We start from the raw sequence: 18,884 nt of genomic DNA, 5'->3' as shown, positions 1-18,884 counted from the left end.
AGGAAGCAGAGCAGGAGGGTCTACAATAACTGTGCGAGGAAATTCATGTCTTCCGCGTCAGCCACCTTATAACCATCCACGTATTTACCATCAGGTCCTTCCTCTTCTCCGGCAGGTTCGCCTGAAGAAATTCCTCCACCAAACAACCCGCCAAGCGACATAGTAGAAACCTTTATAGTAAACTGAATGTGTTCATTGCATTGTTCCAGATAGTAACCTAGCTGAGGCAAGGTTAACTTCCACACGTCCTGCTTCTTCAAGTTGCAATAGTGTGCAAGTTTGAAGAAGATGTTTGCCCAATCGACAGGCGGCTTGCTGTCGAAGTCTTCTTCCTCTTCCTTAGTGGTTACATTGACTTTTTTAGCCCATTTATCCCAATCATGCTATCAATAATCTTCTTAGCCGTCTCCAGATCAACGTACTCCTCCAGATGTTCGACTGTAATATGCTTGTAGTAAGGCTTAAACGCCATCAGAAGTACATCAAGCAACTCTTCAAATCTATCTTCGCCATCTTCTGGAATTAAGTTGGCAATGATAATGCCCGATTCAATGGTATTGAGTTTCTTCATCAGAGTTCTTGCATCTTTCAAACCCAAAGGAGGGATATAATAAGTCTTTCCGTCACGTAAACGCACCTTTTCGTCTTCTTCAAAGAAGACCTTCTCACGAATATCGGCTTCCTCTTGTGTCAGCGGCTTCTTTTCTTCCTCTTCCACCTTCGAAGATTGCTCCTCAACTTGATTTGTAGTCCCTTTTGAAATGCTGTCTTCTGCTTTTGGGATAACCAGATTACGTTCACTCATTCAAATAGCCCCCTTTATTTTCTCCCCCAAGGTAACCAAGAAATCAAAGCGACTACATGGCGGGGGAAGCCCGTGCAGTCACCTCACTGAACATTCTAAGTATGTAGGCCTACACTCTAACACCTGGTTATGTAAAAAAGACCCTCTTAAGAGGGTCTAAGAAGGTCTTACTATTAGCAATCTTCGGCAGTGATAGAACCGACTTCGTAGCGCTTGATAGAACCAAGCTTGCCGTCTGTGCGTTCAGGGTCAATAACGGTTAGTGTTACACTGTGCGTAGATGCTTGTTGACGTTGTGCATCCAGAGTGAAGTTAGACTTCACACGGCATTGGTACAGTTCGGTTTGGTAACCTTGGATAGTTCCATCCTTTTGCTCGAACTGACCGTCATGAACAACGTGTACAGTCAATGGCATATCCTTAGACGTAATATCAAGGATATCAACCACTTCGTTCCGCTTGTAATTCACATAAATATCTACGTCTTTCAAAGCAGAGTTAAAGGAAAGTTTACCTCCTGTTACAGTGTACTGCGATTCCGTAGGGACGCCAGTTGTCTTCTTAAGAAGCTTATTTCCCGCCAAAGTCCTTACGGAAATCTGAGGGTCAATGTTCAAAGATCCACCGTACACAAGTTCAACAGTGAAAGCCGTTCCTACTTGCTTAACCGTATGCTTCTCTTCAAGTACCCACACGAAACCATCAGGATCTTGAGTTACCCCATCAAGTGCTACAGCATAAACGATAACCACAGTCTTACCTGCCAGGGACATATCGAATACCGCAGTTTTTCCTGATACAGTAGTGTCAACCGTTACATCTTCACCAGCCACTGTTCCTTTAAATACCTTAACAGCAGGGGATGCTAGTGCTGTTTGAGTCAGTGTAGCTTGGTAAGGCGAGGAAGATGGAACAAGGACAGTTTCGGTAACCATGCTATAAGCAGAACCGGAAACACCCTCACGAAGTTTAGAACCAAGTACGAGACGTACCAAGTTCAAATCGAATTTTGCTGATTCCGCAGTAATATCAATCGTTTTCTTACGAAGCAAAGTATCCAGCGCTACGCTAGTGTCGCCGCCTTCAATGTCTTGCATGTCCATCTGAATGTCCAGACGCATGTTGTTCAGTGTACCGATTGTGATTAGGTCATCACACTTCGGGATTTTAGCCATGAACTTACCTGCGCCTTTAATCAGCATTTTTTTATTTTTTGTAACTCCCATTTTAGAGACCTCCTTCAATTAGTTATCTATCCCAATAGTGAATCCTATTTGGGTGAAATACTTGTAAGTGTTTGTTAGGTAAGTGTCATCTTCAGCACTTGTGACCTATTTACCCTTAAACACACTTCCTTTTTTCAGCCCCAACATGAACTTGTCGTCCAAGTGTTGAGTATTCTGGTTAGCTATGTTAATAGTCAATTCAACGTCATCCTGAGTGTAGATATCGAAGTCTACGATGAAACTGTACTCAAGGTAATTCACCCCTCTGTGCCCCGGATTTTTGTAGAAAGATATCAAGGGTAAGTTGTGCTGAACTCATCCCTATGGCTTCTTCCTCTTCTGAATCTTGGTAGCTGAGTCTTCCAGAGCAGATTCACCCGTCAACCCTAGCGTAGCTATAATCTCAGGGTTTTCACGAAGGGTATGTGGATATGCGCGCATATACATCAGAGACATTTATCTTCCCCATGTTGCATCACATCCTCTTCGTAAATCAATATAAGCTGAAAGGGGTATGCTCTTAACCGCACTACGTACAGCTTCATTGAACATTGATAGACTCGCTGTCATGGCTTCGCAGAACCAGTAGGAAGATTTAATTTCTTGTCCACCTCAGCCCGCTCTACTTGATTTCGATAATTGAAGCAACAGGTTGACTTGCTGAAATCAAGAATAGTTGTTGTGCCTTAAATGCCCGTTGCTCCTTGTAAAGCAATCGCTGTGATTCATTGCCCACTCGAACGTCATTCTTGTCACTAACGTAGATATCACCAAAGCCCAGATTGTCTACAATTAGAGTTACATCTTCATTACTAGCGTTGTAAATAAGTTGACCGAAGATTGACAATTGTTGAGTGAACTCTTCCACTACATCACCTTCTATATCCTCTGCTTTGACACTCTCAATCGCCTGCTTAGGTTTTTTGTAAACTTCAGGTACTTCTACAACCTCAGTTTTTTCTGTATCGAGTGCCGCCTTCTTGGCCACCGTCAATTTCTTACCTGCCATTTTGCATTTCTCCCCTTAGCGGTATTTTTAAATAGCAACATGCTCGAAGTCTAGTCTACCTTCTCAAGTTAGTACGAATACTCTTAGTCCAGTTTTTTCTCAAACACCCCTATCTTTCACGTATTCACTTTGTGGAGATCGGTTCAGTTCTGTACGTACATTATAAGTTATTCAATAAACACTCTAACAAAGCCCTGTACATAGTCTGATGCTACCTTCAGGATTGCTCCCAATGTTATTCTTTTATCTATTATCTTTATCTTTATCTTTATCTTTATCTTTTGAATGTATCTTTTTACTATATATAGAGTGTAAATTTTACATGTCAGGTATAACCTTTCCGTGGTCATCATTGGAGCACTAATCATTCCACTTTCTTCATTTTGGCGATGAACTCAACAACTGATTCAAGTGAGAGGAGTTCTTCAGAAATCTTCTCAGGTTCATAACCTAATTCACGAATACGGTCAATATCAATATCACAAATAAAGAAGAAATCTTTACTGTCTACAGTTAGGGAGACCTTCTTCTTCATCTGCTCCAGCTTCTCTTTCCAACCATAAAAGCAAGCACGGCAATATGGGGCGTAGTCATCATGGTCACGTAATTGAACAACCCCCTCCTTCTGTTCACCCACAAATTTGCTAATTCTAGCTTCTTCACCACACTGGACACAGGGAATACGTAACTTGTGAACTTCATCAGCATGCGCTAAAATATGACCTATGTTTTCACAAGTCACATTGTCAGATGTTACGTCCAGACCGAAAACATAAACTTCTATTCCAGACATTGCCAATCCCTCGAGTATCTTGTAGGGCTCGAAGTCCTCAAAGAACTGGATCTCGTCCACTAAGATTGCCTGTAAGGATTCTTCGTCGGCTATTCTCGGTATTTCATCTAGAAAATCAACAGAGATGGCAGGAGCTTTTCTGCCATCCCTAGCGCGTACACAATCAGCCTCCTCAACCTCATGAGACATAAACGGCTTAAATACAGCCACACGAAGTCCATCACTTTTCATTTCTTCGTATAAACTGATAAGCTTCTTCGTTTTACCACTACCCTTCGTGCCAACACTGACTACAACCCTGCCAACATTTTCATCCATTACTTCATCCCCCTGTGTACCTTTCTTACGGATAGGTAAATCAGTCATTAAGATTCAACGCCTTCCAAACGTAACTCTAATCGTTCTATCATGTAGTCAAATACAGCAGACATTTTTCCTTCAAAGTATTTATCTGCAATGCCTTGAAGGTACTCTTTAGTTTCAGGAGTAGCTCTCAAGTAAAGCCTTTCACTCTTCATAACACTCCTCTTTTCTTCATGCACGGTCTGCAACCTGTGATTGTCTGTGGTAATACTTGCATACGTTGATTCTCACTTTCTAAATCTTCTGGATTTACTAAGTACCCGAAACGGTTCATGACTTTTCCAGTAACCTCACCAATACAATGAAGGCAAAGCAGGGGGTCTCCCTCAAGCCCTTCTGCTAAAAAGTTCTCCCTTGCTTTGTCTGTCACATACCTGAACTCACATTTGATACACTTTACGTACTCGTCCATTATCGAATCCACTCCACTTCAATCTCCTTGTTTGGCTTTCTCCCTGACCATTTTGAAAGTGCCGCTCATCCCTCGTGTTTATCCCTCTAAACCAAGTAATTTTCTTCTCAACTCTTCTTTTTTCTTGTCTTGAGCACACGGGCGGCATTCGTAGATTCCTGAGTATCTATCTAATAGTTCTTGATATGGGACATTAAGCGTCTCCGATAAACAGTGGATGCACATGCCGCCAGTAGATTCATATACTTTAGCTAACACCTTAGCCTGTTGCGTAATAAACCGACTACATTTACATTTCAAAACAAACCACCTCTGCAGCAATATAAGTAGCGATGTGAACTGAATAACTTTTTGTACGCACCCACCGCAACTATCTAAGGGGATAGATTGACTACTGAGAGAGTAAGGGGCAAACGATAAGTTAATGGTGGGAAAACCCCTTTGGACAGACTACCTAGACAAAAAGAAAAGCCCTAAAGATTTACAGGGCTAGTTCTCTAAGTAGAGTATGAAGTTCGGAAATGTCCTCACAGATTACTGATACTGGCTTCTCAATGTCTACATAACTTACCCATTCGACTACAAAGCCATCATCAATGTTTTCTGCAAAGTGCTTGTCAATCATTGCAATGCCTTTATCGAACTTGAAAGCCAACCCCATAAAGAAAGTATCCCTACCATAATTTTTATCCATCAGTTCAAATAACTTATCTAACATCTCAACATCCCCTTGGAGTGTCTTGAGGCGTTAACCTCTTACTATTCTGGTCGTTTCATCATAGTAAAAGGTTGTGAAAGTTGTTTGGGGTGGGTATATTATCAAGATACAGAATACTGAAATATAAAAAAAAGGTTGGTTTCCCTTACTTTCGGGAACCAACCTTTGCTTTGTATCACCCAGTGGACCTGCTTAAGCGATATGAATCAATGCTTCACAAGCCCGGGAGACGGGTTACATATAGTAAGAATTATGTGAATTGTTCTGTTGATGAGTCACGTTGGGATTATGGCTATAGTCGCCGACGCCCCCTGTTTTTTGCTGCACAAACTGCTGGCATTTTTGCTGTGTCTGCTGCGCAGTCTGGATTTGCTTGTCCACATCCTGACGCAAAGCCTTGGAGGGGGCCGTGTACATATTCATTTGCGACATGTGGGTATACAAATCCCCTTGAAGACGCAGCGTATCCATCGTCAAGTTGTTAAAGGCTTGACGTACAGATGGACAGGCAGATTCTGTTGCAGCAGTGGTATATTCGCGAACCGTCCGTTTCAGGTCGGCCAGCACCGTATTCATCAGGTCCTCATCCGCCATAAATGATCCGTTTTGTGCATTCATTAAGATAACCTCCTTAAAGTTGGAATCTCTGTTATTGTGGCTGCGTTGGGGCATATTGCTGGTGCTGCTGCAGCATTTGTGTCAACACCCCCATATGCTGGGTATGGCTTTGGATATGCTGGATGCAGATTTGGCGAACAGCCTGATTCTGTGTTGATCCCGCTGTAGCGGCTAATTGCTTGATTAGCAAATCCTCATTAGAAATGGAGTCGGCGATGTATTCCAGCTCTTTGCCGCTAAGTGCCTGCATTTGTGTAGATTGCATATGATGTTTTCCCTCCTTATAGATGGTTCAAACCTCTTTTAGTATGGCCCTGGACCCAGTACATTATGTGCTAAAAAGCGCAAGGCAGAACGTCCAAAACATGCATGAGTCCATCGTTTCCTGCGAATACTACGCCGGAAGATACGAAAGGGAGATCGACGATGAAATTAATTAGCGGGCAAACGCCCTGGAGTGATACATTGCTAAATCCTCCTACTTACCCAGCATTACAAGGAGATGCCCACTGTGAATGTCTGGTAGTAGGCGGTGGAATGGGCGGAGCCATGACTTCGTATCAGCTGTCCGTTAGCGGGGCGGATGTCATTTTGATCGACAAACGATCTATAGCAGGCGGAAGCTCACATGCCAACACCGGACTATTGCAGATCTCCAATGACAAGTCACTGACTGCTTGTATCAATACGTTTGGAGTGGATCAAGGCGTGCTGTTCTATAAGCTCTGTCAGAAGGCACTCGGCAACATTCTTGACCTCCCTGCCAAGCTGGAGATAGACCCGCAAATTATTCCCCGCTCCAGCCTGCTGTATGCCAGTACACCAGAGGATGTGCCTGCTTTACGTGAGGAGCACCGCAATCTGACCGCTCACGGCTTTCATTCCGAGTTTTGGGAGGAGGACCAGATTGCTGCACTGTACTCTTTTGCCAAACCAGCAGGTCTGTATTCCCGGGGAGACGCGGAGACCAATCCCTTCCGAACGGTGCATAGCCTGATTCATCAGGCCGCCAAGAATGGGGTTACTGTATACGAGCAGACTAAAGCGCAGCATTATGAATTTAAGGAAGACGGTGTCATTTGCCACACTCGGCATGGCCGGATTTTTGCGAAAAATGTTATTTTTGCTATGGGCTATGAGACACAGGAGATGAAAAAGGACCGGGGCGCCGAGCTGATTAATACATATGCTATTATGACCCATCCCCTGAAAGAGCTTCCCAAATGGCATGAGCAAAGCCTGCTCTGGGAAACGGCTCGTCCCTATCTTTACTTCAGAACCACCCCGGAGGGACGCATCATTGTTGGTGGTAAGGATGAACCACTGACTGATGACAAGCAGCGCGAGGTAAGGGTTCTCTCCCAGGGTAAACGGCTACTGGAGGAGCTCGAAGCGCTGTTCCCGGAAATCCGCGGCATAGAGATTGAATACACTTGGGGAGCGGTATTCGGAACGACGCGTGACGGGCTGCCCTATATTGGCCCGCACCCGGATTATCCACATAGTTACTTCATTGAAGGATACGGCGGCAACGGCACTGCCTACAGCAATATTGCGGCAGAGTTATTAACGGACACTCTTGGCGGAAAGTACAGGCCGGAACTGGAACTGTTCTCGCTGACCCGTTCATCCAAGCCTTCACCCCACAGTGTTTCATGAAAGGACAGGCGGAATATAATTGTGACTATGCCCACAATAAAGGCTTGGACTGTAATCAGTCCAAGCCTTTGTTTATTTTCATATATGAATTATGAACGGAGTATTACTTAGTTTGCTTTTACAAATTCAGCCGATTTGATTCCCGCTTGGCGACCGAAAATGATGATTTCCGCTACCGAGTTCCCGCCGATCCGGTTTTGACCGTGCAGACCTCCTGTCACCTCACCTGCAGCGAACAGACCTGTAATAGGGTTACCCTCTTTATTTAAAACTTCTGTGTTGGTATTGATTTTCACACCGCCCATGGTGTAATGGACCCCAGGACCGATTTTAATTGCAAAGTAAGGCGCGCTGGACAAGTCGTTGTCCATCCCTGTCGTTCTGCCAAATTCGGCATCCTCTTTACCTTTTACAGAGCTGTTCCAGGTATCCAGTGTTTTTTGCAATTGCTCACCTGGTACACCCATTTCCCCGGCCAAAGTTTCGATAGAATCGGCTTGGATCACGAAGCCCATCTTCTCATATTGTTCGATGGCTTTAACACGGGATTTTACGCCGGAATCAAAGACCAGAAAAGCTGAGTTTTCAGGAAGCTGATTGATTGCGGCGGTTACTTTATCACGAGTACCCAGATCGTTGGTGAATCGTTTACCTTCGCTAGATACTAGGATGGCTCCTTCCCCGCGAACGGCTTCCCCAATAAGATAGGATTTTTCTTGCTGCACTGTCGGGTGAACTTGGATTTGATCCATATCGACGGTTACACCACCAAGCTTCTCAATCATCTTAATGCCGTCACCGGTGCTACCGATTTGATTGGTCGTCACATAACCGTCTAAATCGGGTCTGACTTCAGAAATCATTTCCTTGTTGGAGCCAAAACCTCCAGTGGTCACAACGACCGCCGTCGCTGTAATGGTTTTCTCATCCGCTTGGTTAAAGATGACTTTGACTCCATTGACCTTGCCATCTTGCTCGGTAATTTCCTTAACATCGGCATTCACAAAAAGCGGGATGCCTTGCTCTTGAACATTGTTCACTAGGCCTTTAACCAGGTATTGTCCTACTGCGGAGCCATCTTCAGGACGATGGGTACGCTTCTCGTTCATACCGCCCGTAATGGTGATATTATTCAATTTAATCCCGATAGAGTCGAGCCAGTCGATAGCACTTGCGGAATGATCAACGAAGAAACGAAGCATCTCTTTGTCGTTCGTATCATGACCACCCTTCAAGCTCTCCTCATAAAATAAATCATTGCTGTCTGTGATGCCTTGCTCCTTTTGAAACTTCGTTTCAGAAGCGTTCATTCCTGAAGAAGACTTGGTTGTATTTCCGCCAGCAACCGGCATTTTTTCAAAAATAACAGGGTTCATCCCTTTAGTTTTAGCCTCAAGCGCGGCAGACATCCCTGCACCACCTGCACCGACAATAATGATATCGTATGTATCTTTTAGTTGGTCGAGCGGTGTATAGCTTGCTTCCGATGCTCCCGAAACAGCTTCCGTTTTTGCTTCCCTGTTGTCCTTACTCTTATTCTCGCTGCTGTTGTTATTGCCGTTACTACCGCAGCCTGCGATCACGAGCATAACAGAGAGAATGAGAATAAGCGCAGTCACTGATTTCTTTTTCATAATTTATAATTGCCCCCTTGTGCATTTTTTCACAATTAATCATAACCGTAAACGTGCTGTTCATGATAGTTTACGTAATTAAAGAAATCGTTTCGTCATTAAAGTAACCCTCCTTAATGAATATCATGTTATAGTGATACTATATAAGTAACATGGAGACTTTTATCACTGTTCGGATATTCAGATTAAATGTAATATGTTGCATATCAGAACAACACCGCCGTTACACCAACATTAACTTCATAAACTACAAGCTATGATTGCTATGGATCACACTATAGCAGGAGCAGCTTCTGGAGAGACCGCAGGCTATCTGCGGCGCCGAAGGGTTCACAATCTCAGGCAAAAGGACAGAAGAGTACTGAATATGTATTTGTCATGCTGATTATCATTAGCAGGGCAAGGATTATTTAATATTCTTTTTACCTAGAGATTGGATGACATCCAATCTCTATTTTTATTGGCATTATATTGATTAAGGGGGAAACAGGTATGGCACAAACAGAATTAAAGCGGGAACTGGCTAATCGGCATGTTCAGCTCATCGCCATTGGCGGCACCATTGGGACGGGATTATTCCTGGGATCGGGCAAAGCGATACAACAAGCAGGTCCTTCCATCATGATCACGTATTTAATCGTGGGGATTGCTGTGTTTTTTGTAATGAGAGCACTGGGAGAACTTCTGTTATCTAAGGCAGGCTATCAATCGTTTACGGATATTGCCGAAGATTATCTCGGCCCTCGGGCAGCCTTTATCACGGGTTGGACTTATTGGTTCTGCTGGATCATGACGGCTATGGCTGATGTTATCGCCGTTGGCATCTACGTGAACTATTGGTTTGATATTCCGCAATGGGTGCCGGCCATCATCTGTCTGATCATTTTATTAGCACTCAATCTATTAACAGTAAAAAATTTCGGGGAATTGGAATTTTGGTTTGCTTTAATCAAAGTAATCACGATTCTTGCCTTGATCGGCATCGGGGTCATTTTGCTGATCATCGGATTCAAGACGGATTCAGGATCGGTAACTATCCGAAATCTCTGGGAACATGGTGGCTTTTTTCCAAACGGCGCTTCAGGTTTTTTATTTTCTTTTCAAATGGTTGTATTCGCTTATGTAGGCGTGGAATTAGTTGGTGTTTCGGCAGCGGAAACATCCAATCCAGAGAAAAACATTCCATCTGCTATTAATAAAATTCCTTTGCGGATATTATTTTTCTACGTTGGCGCACTGTTCGTCCTCCTATGCATTAACCCATGGACAGAACTCAATGCGGCAGAGAGTCCATTCGTAAAAACCTTTAGTCTAGTAGGAATACCTATCGCAGCGGGAATCATTAATTTCGTCGTATTAACCTCAGCCGCTTCCGCTTGCAACAGCGGGATGTTCTCGACAAGTCGGATCCTTTATAATTTGAGCAGGAAGAACCAGTCATCACCTCATTTTGCCAAGCTGAATAAAAATCACGTACCCGGGAACTCGTTATTTATTTCTACGCTCGTTATATCCATAGGCACTCTGTTAAGTAAAATCATTCCAGGTCAGGCTTTTGGAATCGTCACTACTATAAGTGCCATTTGTTTTATATGGGTTTGGGGTGTTGTTCTTGTATGCCATATCAAATATAAGAAAACCCGGCCGGGTTTACAGGCTAAATCCAAGTTCAAAGCACCGCTCACACCGGCTATTAATTATGCGGTTCTAACGTTGTTTGCCGTAATTCTTATTATCATGCTCTTCGCAGAAGAGACACGACCGGCGTTATTGTTTACCCCGTTATGGTTTATTTTACTATTCATACTGTATTCCATTCGCAGCAATAAGAGCAAAAACAACCATGATATCGACATCATCAATCCAAAAGGCTAATCCTGAGCGACGTTCTATATTAATCTAAGCATATAAAGAACCCCGGGTCGTAATGACCTGGGGTTCTCGCATTTTGAGGCTCTCCAGCCTCTACGCAAACGCTTGTCTGCTCATATTATATTGGGCAATTCAATTATGCCCCTCTGACATTACTCTGTACATATACACTGGGCGCCCTATCGCACCATAGCTGATCTCCATAGACAACGCACCAGTCTCCGTGAGATACATCAAATACTTGCGCACTGATATTCTGGAGATAGGGGCCTTTGTAGAAATATCGTCTGTGGAGAAGGAATCCTGCGACAGACTGTGGATGATCTCCCAGATGTTGTCCAAGGTACTCTCGCTGAGGCCTTTGGGGAGCACGGGAGCAGAAGATACTGCGACTGCAGACTGCTCTGTCTCCCCCCGATGCCGGACAAGCTTATCCAGTTGCTCCTGATTAAGGTGTTCCCTATGCCTCATCAGCAGATTGTTCTCCCGATACGTAGTCAAAGCCGCTTGGAAGCGGGCAAACTCAAAGGGCTTGATCAAATAATCCACTGCACCGTGCTGCAAAGCATTACGGATACTGACATTATCGCTAGCAGCTGATATAACAATCACATCTACCGTACTTCCTTGTTCACGTAAAAGGGATAGCAGTTGAAGCCCGTTACTCTTGGGCATATAGATATCCAGCAGAATCAAATCCACTTGTTGGCTTGCCAGTAGCAATCTGGCCTCTTCAACAGAGGCAGCACAGCCAGTGTACCGGAATCCATCCATCTGCTCCAGGTAATGCCGGTTAAACTTCGCTACCATCGGATCATCTTCCACGATTATTACGTTAATCATTTAGACTCATCACCTTTAGTCGAATACGGCACATTTACCACAAAAACCGTTCCAGGCCCATGACCGGGAAGCAACTGCAAATGTCCGTTCAGTTTATTCACACTTCGCCGGACCAGATGGAGTCCCATCCCCCGGTTCTCTCCTTTTGTGGAGAAGCCCTGCGTATAGATATTGTCTTGCAGCGGTTCCGGTATGCCTGGACCGTTGTCCTTGACTATACAGATCAAACGGCCTTCACCATAATGAAAAGCCAGCCGTATTTCCTTGTTTTCAGACGTCATATCGCTCAGGGCATCCCTTGCATTATCCAGCAGATTGCCGGCAATCGTGATCAACTCATGGGTTAACTCCGCTTGGGCTGACTCCGGCAGATAACTGTCTTCCTCCAGCACAAGATTAATGCCGTCTTCGCGAGCCCTGCTTAATTTACCTAGCAGAAATCCCGCCATAACCGGATCTTTGATTGCTCTGGTGATGGAACCGATCTCGCTCTGGTAATTGCTCACCGTTCCTGAAATATACTGCTGCAATTCATCGTACATTCCCATATGGGTCATACCCAAAATGACATGCAGCTTGTTCATATATTCATGCGCACCTGCCCGAAGTGCGTCCGCATAGACAGATATTCCGGATAACTGCGCTGCAAGCTGAGTAATTTCCGTCATATCTCTGAACGTGACGATCGCTCCAACAATTTCGCCACCCACGCGGATCGGCAGACTATTAGCCAGTAGCGAAATCCCATTCAGGTCAATTTCCTCATCCAACTTCACATCGCCTGATTTCAAGACCTTATCCAGGCGCAAAGCCGGCCAATAATCATCTATGTATGATTCCAATGCCTTTCCTGTAATTCCAGCTGCCGTTAACAGTCGTTCCGCTTCCACATTGATCAACGTGATTCGCGCCTCAGCATCTATAGCAATGATACCCTCACGGGCTGACTGCAGCATGGCACTGCGTTCTTCCAGCAGTCTTGAAATTTCCGATGGCTCCATCCCGAACATCATCTTCTTAATCTTTTTTCCTAGCACAATAGCACCCAAAGTGCCAAGCAGGGCACCGGATAGCAGGATCAAGATGATCGTCCACTCGTTCTTCTTTATAATATCATGTACCCGTTTCATGGAGAAGCCGACGACAACAACTCCAACCTGATGCCCTTTGTCGTTATATACCGGCACGAATGCGCGCAAGGATTTACCCATGGTCCCCCAGCCTACTGAAATGCTATCATCGCCCTTCAGCGCCAATTCCTGTCCTCCGCCAACAAAAGGCTTGCCAATAAGGGCTGGATCGGGATGCGAGTAACGGATACTATCCATGTCTAGTACCACTACAAACAAACTATCATTGCGACGGGCGATTTTGCCCGCATAAGCTTGAATATCCTTGCTCACCCCCTCCTCCAGGCCTTTGGACACCAGCGGTGTGAGGGCAACAGTGTGGGCAATACTTAGCGCCTTGCCCTCCAATGCTTTTCGGGTCTGGGGTAAAATATGATTAATGAAGATAATATACAGTACAAGCAGTACCGAAAACACCACTGCGGACACCATGATGGCAATCGTCGTGACCATGCTGTTAATCCGTTTTCTTTTGACCAATGTAGGCCTCTCCCATAACAATAAAATAAAGCGTTTAGACCGGATGATTGTCCTCCTGTCGGGATAGAGAGCGTCTAAGAATCAACCAACTTCCTAGAGGTGCCGCACCAAGCACCAGCAGCAGCACAGTTATCGTTCGCGGCGATCGGCTAACTGACAACACTCCAATGAACACCAGGATGCCCAGCAGTCTGCCACTCATCAAACTTAACTCCCGCAACACGACAAGTTCGACCCGATTACTCACGCTCTCTTCAGACTCTCCAATCAGATCAAAACTGGTTGAAGTCATTGGTAGCATGTACAACGGAATAAACAGCGAAGTGCCTATTCCCATGATCAGTAAAGTTCCGTAGTTCACCTGCCAGAGCAGCGGCGTAATCACCCCAACTAGCAGCGCGCCTCCAACCAGCATGCCGGTAGACCGGTATGTTGGCTTGAAGAACTTACCGGCGACCCAGTAACTGACTAGTGATACTGCTGATGTCACCAGTGCAAATTGCCCCAGCTTGCTCTCTTCCTTAGCGGCAACAAAGACTAGCAGACCAATTAGAAAGGAGAATACCCCTTCTCGCAGGCCCTGAAAAAAAAGCCCTCCAGCTACCCTTCGCCACTGTTGTGAACCTTTCAGTTGCCGCCACGGCTCCAGCCAACCATAATCCGCTTCGCTTTTGCGCTTTTTGAGAAAGAAACTGAGCACCGCCGCTGCTCCGTAGATACCGAGCGAAATCATAAATACGATCCGATAGCCGCGGTCACCGGACAGAGACGAAATCAACCAACCTGACAGCCAAGGACCAATTATGCCTGTCAGCGACCCCAACAGTCCCATCCAGCCGTTCCAGAAATCACGGTTTTCGGCATCCGTAATCTCAAAATAGACGATATTAAAGGCCAACCAGAACAATCCGATAGCCACACCCAGGAGCAGGCCTAGCGGCCAAATATACTGAATCGCATTTCCGCCAATCCCCAGCACGATCAGATAAAAAAGGCCTGAAACGGCAATACCAAGCCGTAGGGCAATCATCTTGTTGCGCTCCTTGACCCATTTGCCAGCGAGCCAAAAACTAAGGCCCAGCGCAATCTGCTGGGCCACAGTGAACCAGCCGATCATCATATAATCCTGACGGCTTTTCCATAAATAAACGTTAAGAAAGGTACCCGACAACGCTCCTGCCAGCAGAAACAAACCGTTCACTCCCAGCAGCAGCGAAGCCTGAACCTTCGTTGATGCAACCTTCATGATTTTCCCCCTGCCTATAGCCATGATTCTGAATATCATGCCCATACAGGCAGGAATTGATCAATTCCCTAGCTGCCGATGCTCAAATTGCGAACAAGTTGTACCCGGTCCTTCTGTGCCAGATTGTGCTGGACATGGAAGCAAGACGGGCATACGAATACGTTCAGTGAGAACGGTGCCTTCAGCACAGGTCCGCCAAGAACAGCCGGAGTTGAAGGATCGAATTGGTTCACTTCCTGTGTTCCAGCTAGTAACAGCAATTCATGGCACTGCGGACATTCCGGTGCTTCTTCTTGCTGTGACAGAATAGCCGAACTGTTCTGTTCATACTTTTGGAGATCGTAATCGTCCCGGAACTGTTCCAATGTGTTGAAGATAGGCACAACGCCATCCTTTTCACTGTCATCCCACAGATCGTCGTCATTCACTGACTCTTCGTCCGTGTCCTCTTTCACTTCCAGCTCGTCCTCCAGATCATCACCGGTGACATTCACTGTCCGGTAGCCTTTCAGCTCATTGTTGCAGTGCGGGCAATACTCCTCGGGTCCGAATTCTTCATCCCACACAATTTCGGTATCACACCAAGGGCATACAGTCGTTTCCATCTTTAAAATCTCCTTCTTAACATGCTTAATATTTAATGAATCGTTAGATATATGATGCCACCGATCAAAAAAGCAACGGCACAACCAAACAGGACCCGGGTTAAAATCTTCATGGTTTCCTCCTACATGATGGAAGCTCCAATAACATACGATAAGGACACCGAGATCAGCATCGCTGTCAAGCCTACGGCCCGGTTGTCTGCGGCAATCTCCTCATCAATAGAAAATACGGGCGTTAGGAACTCAAAGAGGAAATAGGCCAACAGCAGCAACAAAAAGCCCACAACTGACCATTTCATCGTCTCGTAAATCGAAGCCCCGGCCTGGATACTGAAGCGGAGGATGTTGCAAATCCCGAAAATTTTGCCTCCGGTTGCCATGGCCGCCGATACATTTCCTTTGCGAATTTCTTCCCAGCAGTTATACTTCGTCACCATTTCAAAAAAGGAGAGGAATACAACCAGCCCCAAAATTGCTACGGTGAAGTAGCCAAGCAGCGACCCCAGCGGATGCCTCAGCAAAAGATCAACATTTTCCTGCATGCTCACCCTTCTCTCCTCCACATGGTTCCTTCGCTATTGCAGCTCGGCTACCGTCACGCCTGCTCCGCCTTCGTTATAGTTGCCTAGACGGTAGCTCTTAACATTCCGGTGTTTGCGAAGGTAATCATGAATGCCTGACCGCAATACCCCGGTTCCCTTGCCGTGAATAATCGCAATTTGGCCCAGATTTCCGAGGAATGCCTCGTCGATGAAGCGATCCGTCTCCAGTATCGCTTCCTCCAGATTAGCCCCGCGCAGATCGAGCTCCCTGCGGATATTCTCGTCGCGCGTACGCTTCACGGTCGTAGCCTGCCGCAATGGCGTGGGATTGCCCGATTTCTGGGCAGCGACCAGTTCCAGATCATCCAGTTGCACCTTCATCTTCATAATGCCAAGCTGCACCACTGCTTCCTTGGAACCGCTCATCTCCACGACATGACCCTTCTGATTCAAGCTGTAGACCCGAACTTCGTCTCCAGGTCCAATCTGACGCGGCGGCTTGACCGCTGTGCGGGAAGCTGCCTTCTTGCGCGGCGCGGGCTCAGCTTCATCCAGACGGCGCCGGGCCTCGATCAGCTTATGTTCCTTAACCGAGGCGCCTTCCTCCAGCGCCAGCTTACGCAGATCACTGATGATCTGTTCGGCTTCCTTACGCGCTTTGTCCAGAATGTCGCTGGCATCCTTCTCAGCCTTCTCCAGACGCTTGTCGCGCTGGCTCTCCAGCTTCTCCAGTTCCTGCTTCTGTTTACTGCGAAACTCTTCGGCTTCACGGCGGATATGCTCCGCCTTCTCCCGCTCATTCTCCGCGCCAAGGCGATTCTCTTCGAGCGAAGCAATCATGTGCTCCACACGCAGGTCCTCTTCCTTGACCTCGCCGCGCGCGTGCTCCAGAATAGCACTCGGCAAGCCGAGACGCTCTGCTATCGCAAATGCGTTGCTTCGTCCGGGCACGCCGACCAGCAGCCGATAGGTTGGGCTAAGGCTCTGTACATCAAACTCCATACTGGCGTTGATGACCCCTTTGCGCTCGTAAGCGTAGGCCTTCAGCTCGCTGTAGTGAGTGGTAGCCACCATCCGGCATTCCGTCCGGTGGATGTTCTCCAGGATCGCGATAGCCAGCGCCGATCCTTCCGCCGGATCCGTACCCGCGCCGACTTCATCCAGAAGAATAAGGCTCTTCGGGGTCATTTTACGCAGAATGGAAATAATATTGGTCATATGGCTGGAGAAGGTACTGAGACTCTGCTCAATACTCTGCTCATCGCCAATGTCAGCATAGATCGCGTCAAACACGCACATCTGGCTGCCTTCCTCCGCCGGAATAAACAGACCTGACATGGACATCAGACTCAGCAGCCCGATGGTCTTCAAGGTCACTGTCTTACCGCCGGTATTCGGTCCGGTAACGATAATCGTGCTGTATTGGTTTCCAAGTTCCACATCCAGCGGCACTACATGCTCGGCCGGGATCAGTGGATGACGTCCCTTGCGCAGCTTAAGGTATCCCCGGTCATTCATGCGCGGCTGGGAAGCCTTCATATCACGAGCCAGACGAGCTTTGGCAAAAATGAAATCCAGTTCGCCCAGAATATCAACATCGTATGTCATCTCTTCCGCAATGCCGCCGACTTGCGCCGTCAGCCGGTGTAGAATAATCTCCACTTCCCGTTCCTCACGAAGCCGTGTCTCCCGAAGCTTATTGTTCATCGCTACAATGGATTCAGGCTCAATGAACAGGGTCGCACCAGAACCAGATTGGTCATGGACAATACCACCGAAGTGAGCGCGGTATTCGGCTTTGACCGGAATCACGAATCGGTCGCCGCGGATCGTGACGAGCTGGTCCTGCAGCATTTTAGATACTGAGGAGGAACGAATCATCGAGTCCAGTTTCTCGCGAATTCTGGCCTCGCCCCCACGCAGCTCGCGGCGGATATTTGCCAGTTCAGGGCTCGCTGAATCCATCACATCGGCATTCTCGTCAATACACGCGCGGATGGCATCCTCTACATGCTTCTGCTCTGACAAAAGGTCACTGAGCGCAAACAGAGATTCGACAGCCTCATCCTCATGCATAGCAGCCAAAAAACGCTTGATTCTGCGGGCTCCGCCAATAGTAAAGCCGACGGAAAGCAGTTCATGCGTTCCAAGCAGTCCACCAATAGACGCCCGCTTCAGCGCTGCCTTAATGTCGGTAATTCCGCCAAACGATGGAATGCCCTTCAGGCGATCCACGTTAGCAGCTTCATCAGTAGCCTTCAGCAGCAGTTTTACGCCTTCAAAATCACCGGAAGGTCTTAGCTGTTCCGCCGTTTCACGCCCCATCGAGGTTTGCGTATATTGCATTAATTTATTTAAAATCTTGCGATATTCAAGCGTATGCAAAATTTTGTCGTCCAATTACAGTCACAGCTCCCTTCATAGATGATTCCATTATACCGAATATGGGCGATTTTCGCTATTTGGGTATCGTTTCCCAACATAACTTTTCCGTATCCGGGTCATAATAACAACTGCACATATCCTTAGCTTGGGCCAAAGGAGGTTAAACCAGTGAGATTTTTAGGTCATGTAGTCCGTTTTGTTGTATCAGCGATTGTCCTGCTCATTGTCGGCTGGATCGTTCCCCAATTCACCATCGGCGGCTTCTGGAGCGCATTGGTGCTGGCACTTGTGATCGCCCTGCTTGGTTGGGTGATCGAAGGCATTTTCGGCGGAAAAGCGACCCCGTTCGGTCGCGGTATTGTCGGTTTCCTAGTCAGCGCGCTAGTCATCTGGATCGCACAGTTTGTAGTCAGCGGTGTTAGTGTTTCCATTCTCGGCGCGCTTCTGGCAGCTCTGGTCATCGGTATTATCGACCTGTTCCTGCCGGTATCCACTCCGTTTGAAGCAGCGAAATAACGATCACCTTAAGTGCGAAGACAGCCCC

General features: G+C 46.6%; 20 protein-coding genes and 1 riboswitch. Of the genes, 3 read left to right on the top strand and 17 right to left on the bottom strand.

The annotated features are described in order from the left end of the window. Positions 1-20 precede the first annotated feature (20 nt). From ACFVRY_RS09925 to ACFVRY_RS09880, 10 genes are all read right to left on the bottom strand, one after another. Complete coding sequence (locus ACFVRY_RS09925; RefSeq protein ID WP_387499677.1) at positions 21-260, bottom strand: hypothetical protein; 240 nt, start codon at positions 258-260, stop codon at positions 21-23. Between the two features lie 86 nt (positions 261-346). Beyond that, complete coding sequence (locus ACFVRY_RS09920; RefSeq protein ID WP_387499675.1) at positions 347-805, bottom strand: DNA polymerase III subunit gamma/tau; 459 nt, start codon at positions 803-805, stop codon at positions 347-349. Between the two features lie 173 nt (positions 806-978). Beyond that, entirely contained in the window at positions 979-2,031 is a 1,053-nt protein-coding gene (locus ACFVRY_RS09915) for a hypothetical protein (RefSeq protein ID WP_387499673.1), read from the bottom strand. A gap of 622 nt (positions 2,032-2,653) precedes the next feature. Further along, positions 2,654-3,040: a hypothetical protein gene (locus tag ACFVRY_RS09910; protein ID WP_387499671.1), complete on the bottom strand. Its 387-nt coding sequence runs from the start codon at positions 3,038-3,040 to the stop codon at positions 2,654-2,656. Between the two features lie 364 nt (positions 3,041-3,404). Continuing rightward, on the bottom strand, positions 3,405-4,151 hold the full coding sequence (locus ACFVRY_RS09905; RefSeq protein WP_387499669.1) for a hypothetical protein: 747 nt from the start codon (positions 4,149-4,151) through the stop codon (positions 3,405-3,407). Between the two features lie 47 nt (positions 4,152-4,198). Beyond that, entirely contained in the window at positions 4,199-4,351 is a 153-nt protein-coding gene (locus ACFVRY_RS09900; protein WP_387499667.1) for a hypothetical protein, read from the bottom strand. Next, positions 4,348-4,620 carry a hypothetical protein gene (locus ACFVRY_RS09895; protein WP_387499665.1) on the bottom strand — a complete coding sequence of 91 codons (273 nt, stop codon included), beginning with the start codon at positions 4,618-4,620 and terminating at the stop codon, positions 4,348-4,350. Before ACFVRY_RS09895 ends, ACFVRY_RS09900 begins: the two co-directional genes overlap by 4 nt. Before the next feature lie 469 nt (positions 4,621-5,089). Then, positions 5,090-5,326 carry a hypothetical protein gene (locus tag ACFVRY_RS09890; RefSeq protein WP_387499663.1) on the bottom strand — a complete coding sequence of 79 codons (237 nt, stop codon included), beginning with the start codon at positions 5,324-5,326 and terminating at the stop codon, positions 5,090-5,092. Positions 5,327-5,560: 234 nt separating this feature from the next. Then, positions 5,561-5,944, bottom strand: coding sequence for a spore coat protein (locus ACFVRY_RS09885; protein ID WP_066373767.1), 384 nt, complete (start codon positions 5,942-5,944; stop codon positions 5,561-5,563). A 31-nt stretch (positions 5,945-5,975) separates the two neighbouring features. Beyond that, entirely contained in the window at positions 5,976-6,209 is a 234-nt protein-coding gene (locus tag ACFVRY_RS09880) for a hypothetical protein (RefSeq protein ID WP_066373765.1), read from the bottom strand. Positions 6,210-6,370: 161 nt separating this feature from the next. On the opposite strand from ACFVRY_RS09880, the gene ACFVRY_RS09875 reads away from it, so the two are divergent. Beyond that, positions 6,371-7,603, top strand: a complete 1,233-nt coding sequence (locus tag ACFVRY_RS09875; protein WP_387499661.1) for an NAD(P)/FAD-dependent oxidoreductase — start codon at positions 6,371-6,373, stop codon at positions 7,601-7,603. Positions 7,604-7,710: 107 nt separating this feature from the next. Here ACFVRY_RS09875 and ACFVRY_RS09870 read toward each other — a convergent pair whose 3' ends face one another. Continuing rightward, positions 7,711-9,237, bottom strand: coding sequence for a flavocytochrome c (locus ACFVRY_RS09870; protein WP_387499659.1), 1,527 nt, complete (start codon positions 9,235-9,237; stop codon positions 7,711-7,713). 283 nt (positions 9,238-9,520) lie between these two features. Further along, a riboswitch (glycine riboswitch) is annotated at positions 9,521-9,601 on the top strand. Between the two features lie 128 nt (positions 9,602-9,729). On the opposite strand from ACFVRY_RS09870, the gene ACFVRY_RS09865 reads away from it, so the two are divergent. Beyond that, positions 9,730-11,112: an amino acid permease gene (locus ACFVRY_RS09865; RefSeq protein WP_387499657.1), complete on the top strand. Its 1,383-nt coding sequence runs from the start codon at positions 9,730-9,732 to the stop codon at positions 11,110-11,112. A 129-nt stretch (positions 11,113-11,241) separates the two neighbouring features. Here ACFVRY_RS09865 and ACFVRY_RS09860 read toward each other — a convergent pair whose 3' ends face one another. The 6 genes from ACFVRY_RS09860 to ACFVRY_RS09835 form a co-directional block, all read right to left on the bottom strand. Continuing rightward, the gene (locus ACFVRY_RS09860) at positions 11,242-11,952 is read right to left on the bottom strand and encodes a response regulator (RefSeq protein ID WP_387499654.1); all 711 of its coding nucleotides are present in this window, start codon (positions 11,950-11,952) and stop codon (positions 11,242-11,244) included. Then, on the bottom strand, positions 11,949-13,562 hold the full coding sequence (gene dcuS / locus ACFVRY_RS09855) for a DcuS/MalK family sensor histidine kinase (RefSeq protein ID WP_387499652.1): 1,614 nt from the start codon (positions 13,560-13,562) through the stop codon (positions 11,949-11,951). Before dcuS ends, ACFVRY_RS09860 begins: the two co-directional genes overlap by 4 nt. A 34-nt stretch (positions 13,563-13,596) precedes the next feature. Continuing rightward, the gene (locus ACFVRY_RS09850; protein WP_387499650.1) at positions 13,597-14,808 is read right to left on the bottom strand and encodes an MFS transporter; all 1,212 of its coding nucleotides are present in this window, start codon (positions 14,806-14,808) and stop codon (positions 13,597-13,599) included. Positions 14,809-14,876: 68 nt separating this feature from the next. After that, complete coding sequence (locus tag ACFVRY_RS09845; RefSeq protein WP_387499648.1) at positions 14,877-15,413, bottom strand: hypothetical protein; 537 nt, start codon at positions 15,411-15,413, stop codon at positions 14,877-14,879. 122 nt (positions 15,414-15,535) lie between these two features. Beyond that, positions 15,536-15,955, bottom strand: coding sequence for a DUF350 domain-containing protein (locus tag ACFVRY_RS09840; RefSeq protein ID WP_387499742.1), 420 nt, complete (start codon positions 15,953-15,955; stop codon positions 15,536-15,538). A gap of 33 nt (positions 15,956-15,988) precedes the next feature. Continuing rightward, the gene (locus ACFVRY_RS09835) at positions 15,989-18,355 is read right to left on the bottom strand and encodes an endonuclease MutS2 (RefSeq protein ID WP_387499646.1); all 2,367 of its coding nucleotides are present in this window, start codon (positions 18,353-18,355) and stop codon (positions 15,989-15,991) included. Positions 18,356-18,508: 153 nt separating this feature from the next. Here ACFVRY_RS09835 and ACFVRY_RS09830 point away from each other — a divergent pair, with 153 nt between their 5' ends. Next, entirely contained in the window at positions 18,509-18,856 is a 348-nt protein-coding gene (locus ACFVRY_RS09830; RefSeq protein ID WP_066373733.1) for a phage holin family protein, read from the top strand. The last annotated feature ends 28 nt before the right edge of the window (positions 18,857-18,884 follow it).

The organism is Paenibacillus sp. NPDC057934, from assembly GCF_042887565.1.
GTDB lineage: Bacteria > Bacillota > Bacilli > Paenibacillales > Paenibacillaceae > Paenibacillus_AQ.
This window is presented reverse-complemented; position numbering and strand designations above follow the sequence as displayed.